The organism is Haloterrigena sp. KLK7, from assembly GCF_037914945.1.
Lineage (GTDB): Archaea > Halobacteriota > Halobacteria > Halobacteriales > Natrialbaceae > Haloterrigena > Haloterrigena salinisoli.
In genome coordinates, this window is the sequence record NZ_CP149787.1 from 3,395,300 (window position 1) to 3,410,927 (window position 15,628).

Sequence of the window (15,628 nt, forward strand, 5' to 3'; positions counted from 1 at the left end):
GTAAGAGATTTTACACACACGATATACACACCCGATCTCGAGTTCGAAACGGTTACGGATAAGTTCTATAATCAGGCTCCACCCTCCCTTCGCGAGATGATCAATCAGCGGCGGCGCTGGTTCTCGGGTGGCGTTCAAAGCATCTACCTGCTTCCGCGCCGGTACCAGCTTGCATTTTGGCTGCGGTCTAGTGCATGGGCACTTACACCCGCGTATCTGCTTCACCTCCTGCTCTCTGTTACCACTGATGGGCTGGCATTCGCACAGACGTATTTCGTCTTCTCGGCCCTCCTGACGGCGTTCCTGTACGTATGGGCGCTCCTCGGCGCCCTCTACACTAGAGATTCTGTCGGGACTGGACTCGCCCTCGTCATACTCACGCCGCTCGTTGCTGTTCTCCACTCGCTCGGCGCATTGTGGGGATTAGTCTCTCCGATTGAAGAGTGTCAATCTCAGTTAGTGGTGACGCACCTGCGGAGTAGGCCAGTAGATATGTCAGAAAAAGCTATCCTCGGGGACGCTCAGTTCGGTGTAGAGGTGGGGTTTTAATCGCACTGACAGGTTTGATATCGACCACGTGAACAGGTGAGCGCGGTATGGGAATCTTATGAGGCCGTAATTTACGTATACTTTTTTACCGCTATGCTATTGATGAAAGACGATAAATGGGAAATTCACAGAGACGAACGTTCCTAAAATCCGCTGCTGGCGTGCTTTCATTGACTGGAATCAGTTATGTCATCATAAAGGGGCCCGGGAAATTTCAGGAAATAGTCTGGGGAAATGATAAGGACGAGGAGCCAACAGACGATTCGTCTGACACCGATATTATGGAAGAAGAACAAACGAATTCCGTGACTGGGGACAATCCCGACGGCCCTGCGGGAGAGTGGTCGCTTCGCCTCGACGAACAGTGGAATGAATTCGATACCTCCCACTGGGCGGTCGGGTTTATCGATCACGAAGACTGGATTCCAGACGATGATGCATCTGTCAGCCCCGAGCATGTTGTCGTCGAGGATAATCAGTGCCGTCTCTTGATTGAATCTACAGGAACGGGGCCAGATGGGTGTTACCAAGGAGTGATCAACTCGAGTACGGGAGGTGAAGGATGGCATCCATCAGAAGGCGTTCCGATCGATCCCGCCGCGGGAGAAGGAGGGCAGTACATGGAAGCCCGAATCAAGATGCCCGGTCGAACCGGCATCCTTCCCGGGTTCTGGACGATGCCTGCGAATATGAATTGGCCGCCCGAGATTGACGTGGTTGAACTCTTTCAGCAAGGAGATACCCCTGAAAGCGAGCGACAGACTTTCCAAACGGACGCCCATTGGACGCAGAGCACTGAGCCCGGCGATCAGGATACACACGCCCACGACACGCACTCAACGGAAACAGGGATCGATCTTACCGAGACGTTTAACACGTATGGTTGCGCGTGGTTCGAAGACCGGATTGAATGGTATTTTAACGGAAACCACATCAACATACGAGATAGTCCACCAGAACTGTTTGCGACATTAAACAATGGCGCCGCCCTCCCGTTTGGACTCATCTTCTCGAACCATGTCAACCGCTTCGGCAACGCAAACCTAAACGAAGAATGGATCGAAGAGATGGTAATTGATTGGGTGCGGGTGTGGGACCTCGCCGAAGAATCCGGTGATTCTGAGGGTTAGAAGATTCAACGGGCAGGTTCTTCAGAGCAATCATCTTCGGTGACGGTGCGTCTGTGGAGTCGATCAATCCCGTGATCGACATCGCTGAGTCGACTGTCGATGCGGTCGAGTGTGTCGAGCATGTCGGCGACATCCTCATCGTTAAGGGCTCCGGACGCCGATGATTCATCAGCGATGTACTCCTCGACCGCGGTTCGAACGAGATCGCTGACGCTGTCGAGCGCGGGGTCGTCTTCGACGTGGTCGTTCCAGCGGGTCTTGTGGTCGTCGCTAACGACCGCGGGAATGCGTGGCATGGGTCGGACGGTACCGGATCAAGTCAACGGCATAGCAGGTAGCCCTACACATGGAATACACATATTATGACTGACTGGACCGAGAAGTACCGCCCGACGACGCTGTCGGAGGTACGCGGAAACAACAAGGCCCGGGACAAACTCGAGGACTGGGCCGAGACGTGGGACGAGCACCGGGACGCGGTGATCGTCCACGGGAGCCCGGGCGTGGGGAAGACCTCTGCGGCCCACGCGCTGGCCGGCGACATGGGGTGGCCGGTGATGGAGCTCAACGCCAGCGACAGCCGGGGGGCCGACGTCATCGAACGCGTCGCGGGCGAGGCCTCGAAGAGCGGCACGCTCACGGGCGGCGAGGCCGGCCGGCGGCTGGTGATCCTGGACGAGGCGGACAACTTCCACGGCAACGCCGACTACGGGGGGTCGGCCGAGGTCACGCGGGTCGTCAAGGACGCCAACCAGCCGATCGTCCTCGTGGCCAACGAGTTCTACGACATGAGCAAGTCGCTGCGCAACAGCTGCGAAACGATCGAGTTCCGCGACGTCTCGAAGCGCTCGATCGTCCCCGTCCTGCGCGATATCTGCCGGCGCGAGGACGTCGAGTTCGAGGAGGAAGCCTTAGAGAAGATCGCCGAGGACACGAGCGGCGATCTGCGGTCGGCGGTCAACGACCTGCAGGCGGTCGCCGAGGAGGCCGAGCGGCTGACCGTCGAGGACGTCGTCACCGGCCAGCGCGACACCACCGAGGGGATCTTCGACTTCCTCGACACCCTGATCAAGGAGGCGGACGCCGAAGGGGCGCTGCGGGCCTCCTACGACGTCGACGAGAACCCCGACGAGATGTTGAACTGGATCGAGGACAACGTCCCCAAGGACTACACGGGCGCGGAACTGGCCGACGCTTACGAGTTCCTCGCGAACGCCGACCGCTGGCTGGGTCGCGTGCGGGCGACCCAGGACTACTCCTACTGGCGCTACGCGACCGACAACATGACCGCCGGGGTCGCCGCCTCCCGCCGCGAGCCGAAGGGCGGCTGGACCCGCTACGGACCGCCGAGCTACTGGTCGAAACTCGGCCGCACCAAGGGAACGCGGAACACCCGCGACTCCATCGCGGAACGCATCGCCGAGCGCGAGGGCACCAGCGTCGCGACCGCCCGCCGGGAGATCCTCCCGTTCCTCGCGGCGATGACCCACCACTGCAAGAACCGCGACCTCACGGTTCAGATGGCCGCGGTCTACGAGCTCGACGAGTCGGAAGTCTCCTTCGTCACCGGGAGCGGGAAGGACACCAACAAGGTCGAGTCCATCGTCGAGGAGGCCGAGGAACTGCGGGCCGAGGAGACCGTCGCGCACTCCGGGTCGGCCTTCTTCGAAGCCGAGGACGCCGGCGACGACGACGGGTCGACCGACGCCGCGGACTCGAGTGCCGACGACGGCCAGGAAACCCTCGCGGCGGCCGGCTCGGCTGACGACGCGGCGACCGGCGAGTCGGAGCCGGACACCGACGACGCCGAACCCGACGACGATCAGTCGGGGCTCAGCGACTTCATGTGACCTCGTCTTCCGCCGATCGAAACACTTCTCGACCGCGACATATCAAGTTATAGTACGACCGACACAATTACTTCGGAGAACGGCGACAGTTACTCCCGGTGACCGACCGAATGACTGGCCAACAGCCCTGTCCCCTCTGTACGGAGACGTACGACGATCGAACGAGCCTCCGCGTTCACCTCGAGGTCGAACACCGGAAGTCGGAGATCGTCGCCGAGTTCGTCGATCTGTACGACGCCGGCGCTGAGAGCGCGATCGACGGCGATCCGTCGGTCGTCGACGAGGACCGACAGGCGCCGTCGGCCGACTGAGGTCCCCGTTCTGTCCTGCCCGCTCGACCGTCTACAGCACGGATTAGCCGTCGATAGCCGAGAGTCGCTCGAGGAACGGAGCCGAGAGTGCGTCCGCGACGCCCTTGGCCAGCGCCGCCGGCGACTCGCCCTCGAGCGGCGGCACCGTCTCGACGCCGTAGCCGGTCATCCGCTCGAGTTCGTCGGGGTTCGTCCGTTCGGCGACCGTCGCCCCGGCGTACTCGTTGCAGACGATCCCCGCGACGTCGATGCCGCGGCGCTCGAGGGCCTCGATCGAGAGCGCGGTGTGGTTCAGCGTCCCCAGGCCCGACCGGGTGACGACGACGGCCGTGGCCTCGAGGTCGGCCACGAGGTCGATCACTTCGCGCTCGCCGGCCAGCGGGACGCGGAGGCCGCCGATCCCCTCGACGATCGGGCGCTCGGTCTCGGCGATAGCGTCCTCGCAGGCCGTCCGAACTTCCTCGTAGGAGAGTTCCTCGTCGGCTACCTCGGCCGCGACCCGCGGCGCGAGCGCGGGCTCGAGATAGCGCGGACAGGTCGCCGCGTCGGGTTCCTCGCAGGCCTCAGCGACGAAGCCCGCATCGTTATCCGGCGGAGACCCCGTCTGTGCGGGCTTGATCGACCGGGCGTCGACGCCCCGCTCGCGGAACCAGCGGGTGATCCCCGCGGTGACGACGGTCTTGCCGATTCCGGTTCCGGTGCCAACGATTGCGATCGGCTCGCTCATTGTGGTTCTATCAGTCCGAGTTCGTCGCCGGCCGCCCGGAACGCCTCGAGACAGGCGACGATGTCCTCGCGCTCGTGGGTCGCCATCGGGACGACCCGGATGCGGCTGGTTCCCTCGGGAACCGTGGGCGGTCTGATCGCGGGCGCGACGACGTTCCGTTCCCGAACGCCCTCGGCGAGCGCGAGCGCGTCGGTCCGATCGCCGACGAGAACGGGGAGGATCTGCGAGTCGCCGAGCACCTCCAGTCCCATCGACTCGAGGCCGTCCCGGAGGTGCGAGACGTTCTCCCAGAGGCGATCGCGGATGTCGCTGTGGCGGGCGATGTGCAGCGCCTCGCTGGCGGTGGCGGCGGCCGGCGGAGTGAGCCCGGTCGAGAAGACGAACGAGCGGGCGTCGTTCACGAGGCACTCGATCAGTTCCTCGCTGCCCGCGACGTAGCCGCCCTGACTCGCCAGCGCCTTCGAGAGCGTTCCCATCTGGACGTGGACGCGGTCCGTGAGACCCTCCGCCTGGACGACCCCGCCGCCGTTCGCGTAGAGTCCGGTCGCGTGGGCCTCGTCGACCATCACCCACGCGCCGTACGCCTCGGCGGCGTCGCAGATGGCCTCGAGAGGTGCGACGGTGCCGTCCATGCTGAACACGGAGTCGGTGACGAGCAGCCACGACTCGTCGCTCGCGCCGTCGCGGTCGGCGCGGCGCTCCAGTTTCGACCGCAGGTCCGCGGCGTCGCAGTGGTCGTAGACGACCGTCTCGGCGCCCGCGAGGCGACAGCCGTCGATGATACTCGCGTGATTGTACTCGTCGGAGAAGATCACGTCCGGCTCGAGGGCCGTGATCGTCCCGAGGTTGGCGGCGTACCCCGAGGAGAAGACGAGCGCGCGCTCGGCGCCTTTCGTCTCGGCGAGCTGTCGCTCGAGGTCCCGGTGGACCATCGTGTCGCCGGTGACGAGTCGGCTCGCTCCGGCGCCCGTGCCGACCGTCGCGGCGGCCTGCCGGGCGGCGTTCTCGACGCGCTGGTCGTCGGTCAGCCCCAGGTAGTTGTTCGAGGCGAAGACCAGCGCCTCGGTCGAGTCGAGAACCGGTAGCTCGCTGCCCGACGGCGGGGCGAAGTAGCCCCGCTCGGCGACCCGGTCGACGGGCGAGAGCGATCGTTTCAGATCGGCGTCCTCGAGCGATCGGAGCCGGTCCTCGAGGTCGAAGCCGCGATCTTCCATTCGGCTAAAGGGTGACAGTGCCATGGTATGACTCTCACGGTTCCGATCAGCGCGGCCGTTCCCGGCGCTCGCTACCGAGAGGAGCACTCGAACGCTGGATTTGGCCCGTCATCGTCCGGGTCTGAGGGTGGTACGGAGCCACGGTTCAGAACCTGGGCATCAGTTCGGCGGGGCCGAAGACGCCGTACTCGCCCGAGCGATTTCGGCGGACGCCGGCCTTCAGGTAGCCAAGCGCCGGTCCGTTGACGTTTGCCTCCATGCTCGTCTCGTCGCCGAGCTGGAACGTGTTCGTCGCCGTCTCGCCGTCGAACGTCCGGCCCGTCACGCGCACGGTCGTCGTCGTCGGCTTCTCGTCGCTGCGCACGTCCAGAATCCCGCCGACCTCGACGTCCTCGGCGTCGCAGACGCCCGCCCGCTCGAGCAGGACGTCGTCGGCGTGCTCCATGTCCTCGAACTCGATGACGCCGTCGCGCTCGTCGATGATTTCCTCGATCTCCTCGTCGGAGAGGTCCCGGGCGGTCTCGATGTCGTACTCGGGGAGGTGGGCGATGTCCTCGCGGACGGTGCCGCGGTTGTCCTCGTAGCCCGACTTGAGGCCGACGCCCCACCAGATGTCGACGTCCGTGACCTCGACGAACGACTGGGCAGCCAGCGCCGCCGCGCCGGTCAGCAGGCCGGGCGTCGCCCCGGCGCCGCAGATGAATGTGATCCCCGCGTTCTCGAACTCCTCGCTGCGCTCGTCGAGCATGTCGATCACGCGCGAGCGCTTGAGCACGTCGATCAGGACTCCCGAATAGTCGCCCTCGAGGAAGCGGTCGGCGACCCGCGGGATGAAGTCGTGCTCGTAGTTCGGCAGTGCCAGCAGGACGGCGTCGATCCCGTCGCCGTGATCGATAACGTCCTGAATGGGGTCCTCGCTGGGGCAGGCCTGCTCGGAGGCGACGACGCCTCTGTCCTCGCCGTGCTGTTTGACGCCGCCCTCGCTGTCCGCGGTCGTCGCTCCCGATCCCCCGTCCGTCGCGACCTCGTTGTCAATATTACCCTCCGTCGCCGCCAGCAGTTCGTCGACGTCCAGCCCGTCGAAGTCGATCGCGGTGCCGTGGCGGTCACACGCCGCGACCGGCGTCAAGTTATCCTTGTGCTGGCTGACCTCGAGCGCTCGTCGGCCGATACCTCCCGTTCCGAGTACCGCAAACGTGACGTCGTCCATAGCTGTGTCTGAATGTCGGATCGTAATCGTCAGTCGTCGCTCGGTTCTCCGCCCGTGCTCGCCGTCGTCTCGGTCGACGATTCCTCGGCGTCGCCGCGTCGCGCCTTGACCGCTTCGGGGTCGAACTCGTTGGTGTCCATGTTGGGCTCGAGTCCCGCCCGCTCGACGATCTCGAGGTCGTCGCCGGGCGACTGGCCGTCCGTGGTCAGGTAATCGCCAGTCAGCAGGCCGTCGGCGCCGGCCTCGAGGGGCAGGTGCTGCTCGTCGGGCGCGAGGTTGGCCTCGCGACCGCCGGTCAGGCGCACCCGCGACTCGGGGTGGAGCAGCTTGTACACCGCGACCGTCTTCACGATCTCCTCGGTCGTGATGTCGACGCCCCGCTCGGCCATCGGCGTCCCCGGCACCGGGTTCAACACGTTGACCGGCAGCGAGGAGATCCCGATGTCCTGGAGGGCGACGGCGGCCTCGACGCGGTCGGTCGGCGTCTCGCCCATCCCGAGAATGACGCCGGCACAGAGGTCCATCCCCGCTTCCTTCGCTACCTCGAGGGTCTTCACGCGGTCCTCGAAGCTGTGGGTGTCGACGATCTCGGGGAAGTACCGCGGCGAGGTCTCGATGTTGTGATTGTAGTGGTTGATCCCCTCGTCGGCGAGGATCTCGGCCTCCTCCTCGGTCAGAATCCCGAGGGAGGCGTCGACCTCGAGGTCACACTCGTCGCGGACGAGCCGGATCGACTCGATGACCTCCGCCCACTCTTCGGGGCGGTGTTCCTTCGAGACGCCCTTCTCGGCGACGACGATACCGAAGCGCTGGGCGCCGTCGGCCTCGGCTCGCTTCGCGGCCTCGAGGATCTTCTCCGGGCCGAGGAATCCGTAAGTGTCGATGCCGGTGTCGAAGTGGACCGACTGGGCGCAGAAGCCGCAGTCCTCGGCGCAGTTGCCGGCCTTCGCGTTGACGATCGAGCAGGCGTCGACCGTGCCGTCACCGAAGCGGTCGCGCACGACGGCGCCGGCCTCGGCGAGCGGTTCGACCGGTTGCGCCATCAGCGCGAGGCCGTCGGTGCGATCGAGTCGCTCGCCGGCCAGCACCCGCTCGAGCGCGTCGTCGACCGTCCGGTTGTTCGTCTCGTAAACCACACTCCTAGACGTGGTTAACGAGAATATAATGTTTTTGGAGACTCTCCTCGAGAGAAAACGGACGGAACGAGCGTCAGCAAACGCCGTTTTCGGTCCGTATCTACCCGTTGCGCACGGGTCCCGTTTCGAGATCCGGTGACTCGAGCGCTGGCAACTCGTGGTCCGTTCACGTCGGTTCCCCAACCGTTTAATACTGCTGTGTGGTCTCACGGCGCATGGTGGTACGCATCTCGGAGGAACGGTTCGACGACGTGCCCGATTTCGACTACGAGCCGGAGTACGTCGACGTCGGCGAGTTGCGAATGGCGTACGTCGAAACCGGCGGGAGCGGGGACGGCGGCGGAGACGAGGAGACCTTCCTCTGTCTCCACGGCGAGCCGACGTGGTCGTTCCTCTACCGAAAGATGATGCCGATCCTGGCCGAGCGCGGCCGCGTCGTGGTCCCCGATCTGATCGGCTGCGGGCGCTCCGACAGGTACGAGGACCGCGACGCCTACTCCGTCGAGATGCACTACGACGCGCTCGAGACCTTCGTCGAGGAACTCGACCTCACGAACGTCACGCTCGTCTGTCAGGACTGGGGCGGCGTCCTCGGGCTCCCGCTCGCGGTCCACCGGCCCGAACGGTTCGCGCGGCTCGTTCCGATGAACACCGGCGTCCCGGACGGGACCCAGGAGATGAGCGACCGGTGGCACGAGTTCGCCGAGATGGTGGCGACCGCCGACGACCTCGATATCGGTAGACTCGTCCGGAACGGCTGCTATCGAGACCTCTCCGAGGAAGTGGTCGACGCCTACCGCGCGCCGTTCCCCGACGAACGGTATATGGCGGCCGCGCGGACGTTCCCCGCCCTCGTCCCGACGTCGCCCGACGATCCGGGGGCGGAGCTGATGGCCGAAACCCAAGAGCGTCTCGGCGAGTGGGAGAAGCCGGCGTTCGTGCTGTTCGGGAGGGAGGATCCGATCACGTCCCACGATCGCGATCCGCTCCGGCACCACATCCCGACCGCGACCGAGCAACCCGACGTCTGGATCGAGAACGCGGCGCACTTCCTCCAGGAGGACGCCGGCGAGGAGACCGCCGAACGCATCGTCGAGTTCGTCGATCGAACCTGACTCGAGACCGGCGGACCGGACAAACCGAGCGAGACGGACGAACCGGGCGACCCGAAGACCGCTATCGGGGACCGTCCTCGCGGCGAACGAAGCCGATCGTCGCCGGATCGAAGTAGTACGTCGAGTGACAGTCCGCACACGAGGCCGTCAACAGTTTGCCGTGATCGTACCGTTTCCACAGTTTCGTCTGATCCCGTTCGATATCCAGCGTGACCGGATGTCCGCAGTCGGGGATCGTACACGGAAACCGGATGTACCAGTTGGGCACCGAGAGCGCGCCGAGCGGCGCGAGTTCGCTCCGGAGGCGGCTGAGCAGATTGAAGATCGTAAACGACGGGTTCTCCCGGTCGATCGTCACGCCGTCGACGTCGCTCACGTACCCGCCCCGCTGGCGTTCGTCCTCGTGGAGCGGAAGCACCGGAATCCCCTTGGCCAGCGCGTAGCCGATCTCCTGGTTGATCCACCGGTTGGTCGCCGCGTCGTCGGTGATCACCGCGACGACGACGTCGCTGTTCGCGAGTCGCCCCTCGAGTCGTTTCCGGGATCGGCCGGATTCGACCTCCTCGAGCGCGATGTGGACGCCGAAGGGGAAGTTCTTGACCGTCGAGAACAGCTCTTGGACGAGATCGAGGTCGCCGGGCGCGTGCGAGACGTAGATCTGTTCTCCGGTCATCTGCGAATCTACGACGACTGGTGTGTGAGACACTATTAATCTATCTACTCGTCGACCGGCTTCGGTCGCCTCGTTTCGAGAACGCGCTGGGAGAACTCGAGGTCGTCCAATCCGATGCCGAGTCGATCGAACCAGTCCCGCTCGACGTGCCAGCGGCCGCGGACGTCCCCGTCGGTCGTGAGCGATATCGCCTCGAGACGGCCCGGCGACCACTCGCGTTCGGCGGCGACGTCGAGCAGCGTCCGAACGACGGTCCCGACCTCGCCGCTGCCGATCGCGTCGGTCTCGGCGACGGTCTCGTACTCGAGTACGAGTCCGGTGCCGTCCGGCGGCGTGACGACGCTGTCGTCGGACGGCTCGAGATCGTCGCCCGCGTCGGCGGAATCCGTGTTGTCGCCCGCGTCGCTATCGGGCGAATCGGCGTCGCCCGCGTCACCGTCGGACGGGCGGTACTCGCAGTCCGTCACGTAGATTCCCTTCCCCATCAGGCGGTTCTCGAGCGCGACGTCGAGGGGACGCTCGTCGGTCATGCGGGATGCTACCGCGACCAGGGAGAAAAGTCGTCGGTTCGGAGCCGTCGCCGTCGAATCGATCGGGCCCGCTCAGAGGGGGTCGACGAGGTCCTCCAGCGCCGCCCGCGGGTCGTCGGCCTTCGCGACGCCGCTGGCCAGCAGGACGCCTTCGGCGCCGAGGTCGCCGGCCGCGACGACGTCGTCGCCGGTACTGATGCCGGCGCCACAGAGGACCGAGACCTCGCTATCGACGTGGTCGGCCGCCTCGACGGCGTCCTCGACGATATCGGGATCGGCCTGACTGACCGGCGTTCCGGTGCCGATCAGCTCCGGCGGCTCGACGGCGACCGCGTCCGGGCCGAGCGCCGCCGCGGCGCCGATCTGCTCGGGATTGTTCGCACAGACGATCGTCTCGAGGCCCGCGCGCTCGGCGGCGCGAACCGAGCCGTCGATGTCCGCCAGCTTCAGCCGTCGCTCGGAGTGGTTGATCAGCGTCCCGTCCGCACCCGCGTCGGCGACGGACTCGGCCAGCGTCTGCCCGGTGTTGCTTCCGTGCTCGATCGAATCGACGTGCTGGGCCCACGTCTCGACGCCCGTCTCGGCGACTCGCTCGAGGTGGGCCGCCTGCGGCGCCACGGCCAGCCGTGCATCGGTCGACTCGTCGACCTCCCGGACGGCCTCGGCGACCGCGACGGGATCACAGGGATAGGTCTTCAGGTTAACGAGGACGAACATATAGGCACAGCCAGCCGCCCGAAAGAAATAGCTTGCGAGTCGCCGGCGCGCGAATCGACGGGCGCGACGGCCGATACGCGTCAGTCGCCGGCGTCGTCGTCAGTCCTTGCGCTTGACGACGTCGCCGAGCGTGTAACTGCCCGAGGCCGAGCCGCCCGACCACTCCGAATCGTCGCCGGCGCTCCCCTCAGCGCTCAGATCGATCTCGAGGAAGCTCTCGAGCTCCGACTGGACGCGGTCGCTGGGGAGCGTATCGCCGCGTTCGATCTTGCGGATCAGGCTGGCCTTCTCGTTGAGTTCGTTGGCCAGATCCGACTGGCTGAGCCCCTTCCCCTCGCGGGCCTTGCGGACGCGGTCGTCGTAGTCGGTCGCGAGTTCGTCCATGTCGTCGAACATGTCCGACCGACGCTGGGAACTCGAGCCGCCCGAGCGGGACGACGAGCTCGATGCAGAGCCGCCCGAACTACCCCCGGAGCTGGACGACGAACTCGATCCGGTCGAGTACTTCGTCGAGGAGCTCGAGCTGGAGGTCTGCTTGACCTCGGTACCGAAATCGGTACAGTTCGAACACACGTCGAGCTTCGCGCCCTCGACCTTGATTGTCTTCGGAGACGACGTCTCGGCGCCACACATCTCGCACTGGACCATGGGGGTACGTATATCGCGACGAGCCATAAACCATGCGGCGCGGTCCCGATGATTCGGATTTTCCGCGTTCGACTCGGGTCGCGCTCGAGTATCGCTCGCGATCGGAGACACCGCGAAAGCCACGCTCGGTTCGGTTGTCCGGTCGAGCTATCGCGGGTGAAACGGGACGAATCAGCTCAGTCCAGGGCCGCCCAGGAGTAGACGAACCGCTGGAGCGCGGTCAGGTGGCCCACGACCGCGAGGAAGACGAGCAGCCAGCCGATCACCGTGAACCCGCCCGGCTCGACGTCGGCAAGCGGGTAGGCGATGAAGCCGACGATCCCGATGATCGCCAGTCGGTCCGCTCGGCCGACGAGACCGCCGTAGACGCGGTCGAGACCGACGGCCTGGGCCTGCGTTCCCAGATAGGAGGTCATCACGACGCCCGTCACGGCCAGGAAGCCGAGCAGGTAGTCGTCGATCCCCGCCGCGAGGCCGGCGATGACGACGATGTCGGCGTAGCGGTCGAGGACGTGATCGAGGAGGTCGCCGCCCGCGGAGGCGACCTGCTGTTCGCGTGCGAGCGCACCGTCGATGATGTCCAGCCAGCCGTTGAGGAAGACCAGCGTCGCGGCCGCGACGTACCAGATCGGATCGGCGCGCCCGCCCAGTAGGAACGCGGCCGCCGCGAGGATCGCCATCCCGAAGGCCAGCACGCTCACGCCGTCGGGCGTCATCCCGGCGCGATCGAATCCCCTGACGAACGGGTCCAGGAATCGCGAGACGTACGGTCTGAGTTTGTCCAGCGTCATGCCAGGTACCCCACGAAGTCGACCTCGCCGGCGCTCGGCTCCCGCTCGCCCGTCACGACCGCCTCGAGGGCGTCCGCGACGGCCTCGGGATCGCGGTCGGTCGTATCGATCTCGTAGACCGACTCGAGGCCGTGTTCGTCGACGGTCTCCGAGAGGATGACGTCCAGGGCCTCGCTCTCGGCGTTCTCCGTCGCCTTGGCCTCGCTCTCGCCGCGCTCGAGGAGTCGCGCCTCGAGCCGTTCCGGCGCACACCGCAACACGGCGACCCGGTCGGCCGCGAAGTGGTGGGCGAGGTGCGACTCGATGACGACGTCGTCCCGGCCCTCGAGCCACTCGCTCATGGCCTCGAAGTCGGCGATCTTGCTCTCACGCTCGGCGTCGACCTCGGTGTAGAGGCCCTCGTCCTCGAGGACGCGGTTGAGGTGGATCACCTCGAGGTCGGGAGCCGACGAGTTGCCCGCGGCGAACCGCGACTCGAGCAGTTCGGTCGCGGTCGTCTTCCCGGTTCCCGGGGTGCCGGTGACGGCGACTCTCACGTGTCGGACACCTCCGCTTCCGGGTCCGAATCGACTGCGGTCTCGCCGTCGTCGGCGTCGTCTCCGCCAGCCGCATCGGGTTCGACGTCGAGGTCGGCGAGCACGTCGTTGAGCGTCTCGACCGCCCGCTCGGTCTCCTCGTCGGTGCCACAGGTGATGCGGATACAGGCCGGGAGACCGAAACTCGAGCAGTCGCGGACGATGACGCCGCGGTTCTGCATCTCCTCGGCGACCGCGCTGGCGTCGCCGACGTCGACGAGGACGAAGTTGCCCTCGCTCTCCCAGACGCGGGCGTCGGCGTCGATGTGCTCGCGCATGTACTCGCGGGATTCGCGGGCCGTCTCGACGGTGCGCTCGACGTGTTCCTCGTCGTCGAGCGCCGCGAGGCCGGCCCGACAGGCGAGTTCGCTCGCCGCGAAGGGGGTGTTCACTCGAGCGTAGGCCTCGGCCCACTCGTCGGGGACGACGGCGTAGCCGAGTCGCACGCCGGCCAGCCCGTAGGCCTTCGAGAACGTCCGCAAGACGGCGACGTCGTCGCGGGCGTCGTAGCCGTCCCGGCCCTCGATCAGGGCGACGGCGCTGTCGCGGTCGGCGAACTCGCCGTAGGCCTCGTCGACGACGAGCAGCGTCTCGTCGTCGGTCTCGTCGGCGAGTCGCTCGATCTCGGCCAGCGGCATCGTCGATCCGGTCGGGTTGTGCGGGCTGGTGATCCAGACGACGCGCTCGCCGTCGGAGGTCTCGAGGACGACGTCGGCGGTCTGGGCGAAATTGTCGGCCCGCGAGAGTCCGTACTCACGGACGTCGCCGTGGTGGAACCGGGCGCTCATCCCGTAGTAAGCGAAGCCCGGCGTCGGGACGAGGACGTCGTCACCGGGCTCGAGGGTCGCCCGGTGGAGGTAATCGATCGCCCCGTCGCCGCCGTTGGCCAGCCAGATCTGGTCGTCCGTGACGGACCAGCGGTCGGCGACGGCGGCGGTCAGATCGGCGTGGGCGGCTTTCGGGTAGGAACTGACGCTCGAGGCGGCGTCGCGAAGCGCCACGGCGGCCGCGGGGGAGGGGCCGTGCGGGTTCTCGTTGGAGGCGAGTTTGACGAACTCCGAGGGGTCGCGCCCGAGTTCGCGGGCGACTTCCTCGATGCCTCGACCCGCCTCGTAGGCGACGTGATCGGACAGGTCGCGCGGTTGCATACGAGCATCCTGTCGGCCGTGGGTCTTAAGGGTGCTTACCTGTCGTCGGGGCGGACGATTACTGAATATCGTCACAATCGGGCACGCTCGAGGCCGAACTCCGCGGCCCCTCCTGTGTCGATCCCCGATCAATGGCGGGTCAGCTCGGGAGCCGTCCGGTCCGCTCGAGACCGAGGAGAGCGACGGCCGTGACCCCGAGGAGGAGCGCGGCGCCGGCGAACACGCCGTCGTAGGTGTAGCCCCGCTCGAGGACCAGACCCAGGGCGGACGAGCCCAGCGCCTGTGTCAGCATCCAGGCGGAACTGAACACGGCGTAGGCGCTGCCCCGCGTCGAGTCCGGGAGCGTGTCGAGGAGGTACGCGTCGGTGGCCGGAAACAGCGCGTGGATGACGACCCCGACGACCCCGCTGAGGACGGCCAGCGCGAGGAAGCCCTCGACCGTCGTCAACAGGAGCAGCGTCGCGGCGAACGTCCCGACGATGCCGAGCAGGTACGGGACGTGGGGAAACCGGTCCGCCAGATCGCCGCTGAAGAAGAACGCGGGGACGCCGGCGGCGAAGACGATCGTGAGCAGCGTTCCCGACGCGCGGTCGGAGAGCCCCTTCGACTGCATGTACAGTTCGTAGAAGTTGAACAGCCCCTGCCAGACGAACGAGGCCGCGCCGACGATCGCCAGCGCCGTGACGATGAGCGGCCACTCCGAGAGCGCGCCGGCGACGAACTCGCGGTCGGCATCGCCCGCCGTCGGCATCTCGGTCTCCCTCGCGGCGACCCAGGTGGCGGCCGTTACCAGCACGGCACCGGCGGCGATCGCCCACAGCGAGAGCCGCCAGTCGACGATCAATGTGAGCGCGACGAACGGGGCAGCGGCCACCGCACCGATCTGGGCGGCGGCGCCGTGAACACCCATCACGCGGCCGACGCGGTCCGGAAACAGTTCGCTCAACAGCGGGTTCGCCGCGACGAAGTAGACGCCGGAGGCGATGCCCATGAGGAACGCGCCGACCAGCAGGTGGCGGACGGTCGTCGCGTTCGCGGCGAGCCCCGAGGCGACCACCAGGATCGTTCCCGAGCCGAGCACGACGTGATGCCTCGAGACTCTCGTGAGCAGCCATCCAGCGGGCAGTCGCGGGGACGCGCTCCCGACCCACACGAGCGTCACGATGAGGCCGGCCGTCGCCTCGCCGATCGCGAACTCGGCGACGAACACGTCCAGCAGCGGGGCGAAGACGATTCTCGCGAGATTGAGCAGAAAGACGAGTCCACAGAGGGAGGCAAAGAGACGAGTGCGGGACACAGTCGGT

Annotated in this window: 18 protein-coding genes; 5 read left to right on the top strand and 13 right to left on the bottom strand. The window is 66.3% G+C overall.

The genetic code is table 11. The annotated features are described in order from the left end of the window. Positions 1-96 precede the first annotated feature (96 nt). Positions 97-549 (top strand): hypothetical protein, encoded by a 453-nt coding sequence (locus WD430_RS16820; RefSeq protein ID WP_407067128.1) that lies wholly within the window; start codon positions 97-99, stop codon positions 547-549. 116 nt (positions 550-665) lie between these two features. After that, entirely contained in the window at positions 666-1,679 is a 1,014-nt protein-coding gene (locus tag WD430_RS16825; RefSeq protein WP_339103576.1) for a family 16 glycosylhydrolase, read from the top strand. A 5-nt stretch (positions 1,680-1,684) separates the two neighbouring features. Here WD430_RS16825 and WD430_RS16830 read toward each other — a convergent pair whose 3' ends face one another. Continuing rightward, positions 1,685-1,975 (bottom strand): hypothetical protein, encoded by a 291-nt coding sequence (locus WD430_RS16830; RefSeq protein ID WP_339103577.1) that lies wholly within the window; start codon positions 1,973-1,975, stop codon positions 1,685-1,687. Positions 1,976-2,041: 66 nt separating this feature from the next. On the opposite strand from WD430_RS16830, the gene WD430_RS16835 reads away from it, so the two are divergent. Further along, on the top strand, positions 2,042-3,529 hold the full coding sequence (locus WD430_RS16835) for a replication factor C large subunit (protein WP_339103578.1): 1,488 nt from the start codon (positions 2,042-2,044) through the stop codon (positions 3,527-3,529). Between the two features lie 110 nt (positions 3,530-3,639). Beyond that, a complete protein-coding gene (locus WD430_RS16840) occupies positions 3,640-3,840 on the top strand; it encodes a hypothetical protein (RefSeq protein WP_339103579.1) in 201 nt (66 codons plus the stop codon). A 43-nt stretch (positions 3,841-3,883) separates the two neighbouring features. Here the strand turns inward: WD430_RS16840 and bioD are convergent, their stop codons facing one another. The 4 genes from bioD to bioB all read right to left on the bottom strand — a co-directional run bounded on the left by bioD (position 3,884) and on the right by bioB (position 8,127). Next, a complete protein-coding gene (gene bioD / locus WD430_RS16845; RefSeq protein WP_339103580.1) occupies positions 3,884-4,567 on the bottom strand; it encodes a dethiobiotin synthase in 684 nt (227 codons plus the stop codon). Continuing rightward, the gene (locus WD430_RS16850; protein WP_339103581.1) at positions 4,564-5,781 is read right to left on the bottom strand and encodes an 8-amino-7-oxononanoate synthase; all 1,218 of its coding nucleotides are present in this window, start codon (positions 5,779-5,781) and stop codon (positions 4,564-4,566) included. The genes bioD and WD430_RS16850 overlap by 4 nt, the downstream gene beginning before the upstream one ends. Before the next feature lie 145 nt (positions 5,782-5,926). After that, positions 5,927-6,991, bottom strand: a complete 1,065-nt coding sequence (locus WD430_RS16855; RefSeq protein WP_339103582.1) for a transcriptional regulator — start codon at positions 6,989-6,991, stop codon at positions 5,927-5,929. A gap of 29 nt (positions 6,992-7,020) precedes the next feature. Then, a complete protein-coding gene (bioB, locus tag WD430_RS16860; RefSeq protein WP_339103583.1) occupies positions 7,021-8,127 on the bottom strand; it encodes a biotin synthase BioB in 1,107 nt (368 codons plus the stop codon). 215 nt (positions 8,128-8,342) lie between these two features. On the opposite strand from bioB, the gene WD430_RS16865 reads away from it, so the two are divergent. Beyond that, a complete protein-coding gene (locus WD430_RS16865; protein ID WP_339103584.1) occupies positions 8,343-9,242 on the top strand; it encodes a haloalkane dehalogenase in 900 nt (299 codons plus the stop codon). A 61-nt stretch (positions 9,243-9,303) separates the two neighbouring features. Here WD430_RS16865 and WD430_RS16870 read toward each other — a convergent pair whose 3' ends face one another. The 8 genes from WD430_RS16870 to WD430_RS16905 form a co-directional block, all read right to left on the bottom strand. After that, the gene (locus WD430_RS16870; RefSeq protein WP_339103585.1) at positions 9,304-9,915 is read right to left on the bottom strand and encodes a toll/interleukin-1 receptor domain-containing protein; all 612 of its coding nucleotides are present in this window, start codon (positions 9,913-9,915) and stop codon (positions 9,304-9,306) included. Positions 9,916-9,959: 44 nt separating this feature from the next. Then, a complete protein-coding gene (locus WD430_RS16875; RefSeq protein WP_339103586.1) occupies positions 9,960-10,445 on the bottom strand; it encodes a hypothetical protein in 486 nt (161 codons plus the stop codon). Positions 10,446-10,517: 72 nt separating this feature from the next. Beyond that, positions 10,518-11,162, bottom strand: coding sequence for a triose-phosphate isomerase (tpiA, locus tag WD430_RS16880; RefSeq protein ID WP_339103587.1), 645 nt, complete (start codon positions 11,160-11,162; stop codon positions 10,518-10,520). A gap of 99 nt (positions 11,163-11,261) precedes the next feature. Further along, entirely contained in the window at positions 11,262-11,810 is a 549-nt protein-coding gene (locus tag WD430_RS16885) for a multiprotein bridging factor aMBF1 (RefSeq protein ID WP_339103588.1), read from the bottom strand. A gap of 176 nt (positions 11,811-11,986) precedes the next feature. Beyond that, positions 11,987-12,601 carry a CDP-alcohol phosphatidyltransferase family protein gene (locus WD430_RS16890; RefSeq protein WP_339103589.1) on the bottom strand — a complete coding sequence of 205 codons (615 nt, stop codon included), beginning with the start codon at positions 12,599-12,601 and terminating at the stop codon, positions 11,987-11,989. After that, positions 12,598-13,137, bottom strand: a complete 540-nt coding sequence (locus WD430_RS16895; protein ID WP_339103590.1) for an adenylate kinase family protein — start codon at positions 13,135-13,137, stop codon at positions 12,598-12,600. The genes WD430_RS16890 and WD430_RS16895 overlap by 4 nt, the downstream gene beginning before the upstream one ends. Further along, on the bottom strand, positions 13,134-14,324 hold the full coding sequence (hisC, locus tag WD430_RS16900) for a histidinol-phosphate transaminase (protein WP_339103591.1): 1,191 nt from the start codon (positions 14,322-14,324) through the stop codon (positions 13,134-13,136). The genes WD430_RS16895 and hisC overlap by 4 nt, the downstream gene beginning before the upstream one ends. A 139-nt stretch (positions 14,325-14,463) precedes the next feature. Further along, complete coding sequence (locus WD430_RS16905; RefSeq protein WP_339103592.1) at positions 14,464-15,621, bottom strand: MFS transporter; 1,158 nt, start codon at positions 15,619-15,621, stop codon at positions 14,464-14,466. Positions 15,622-15,628: the final 7 nt, after the last annotated feature.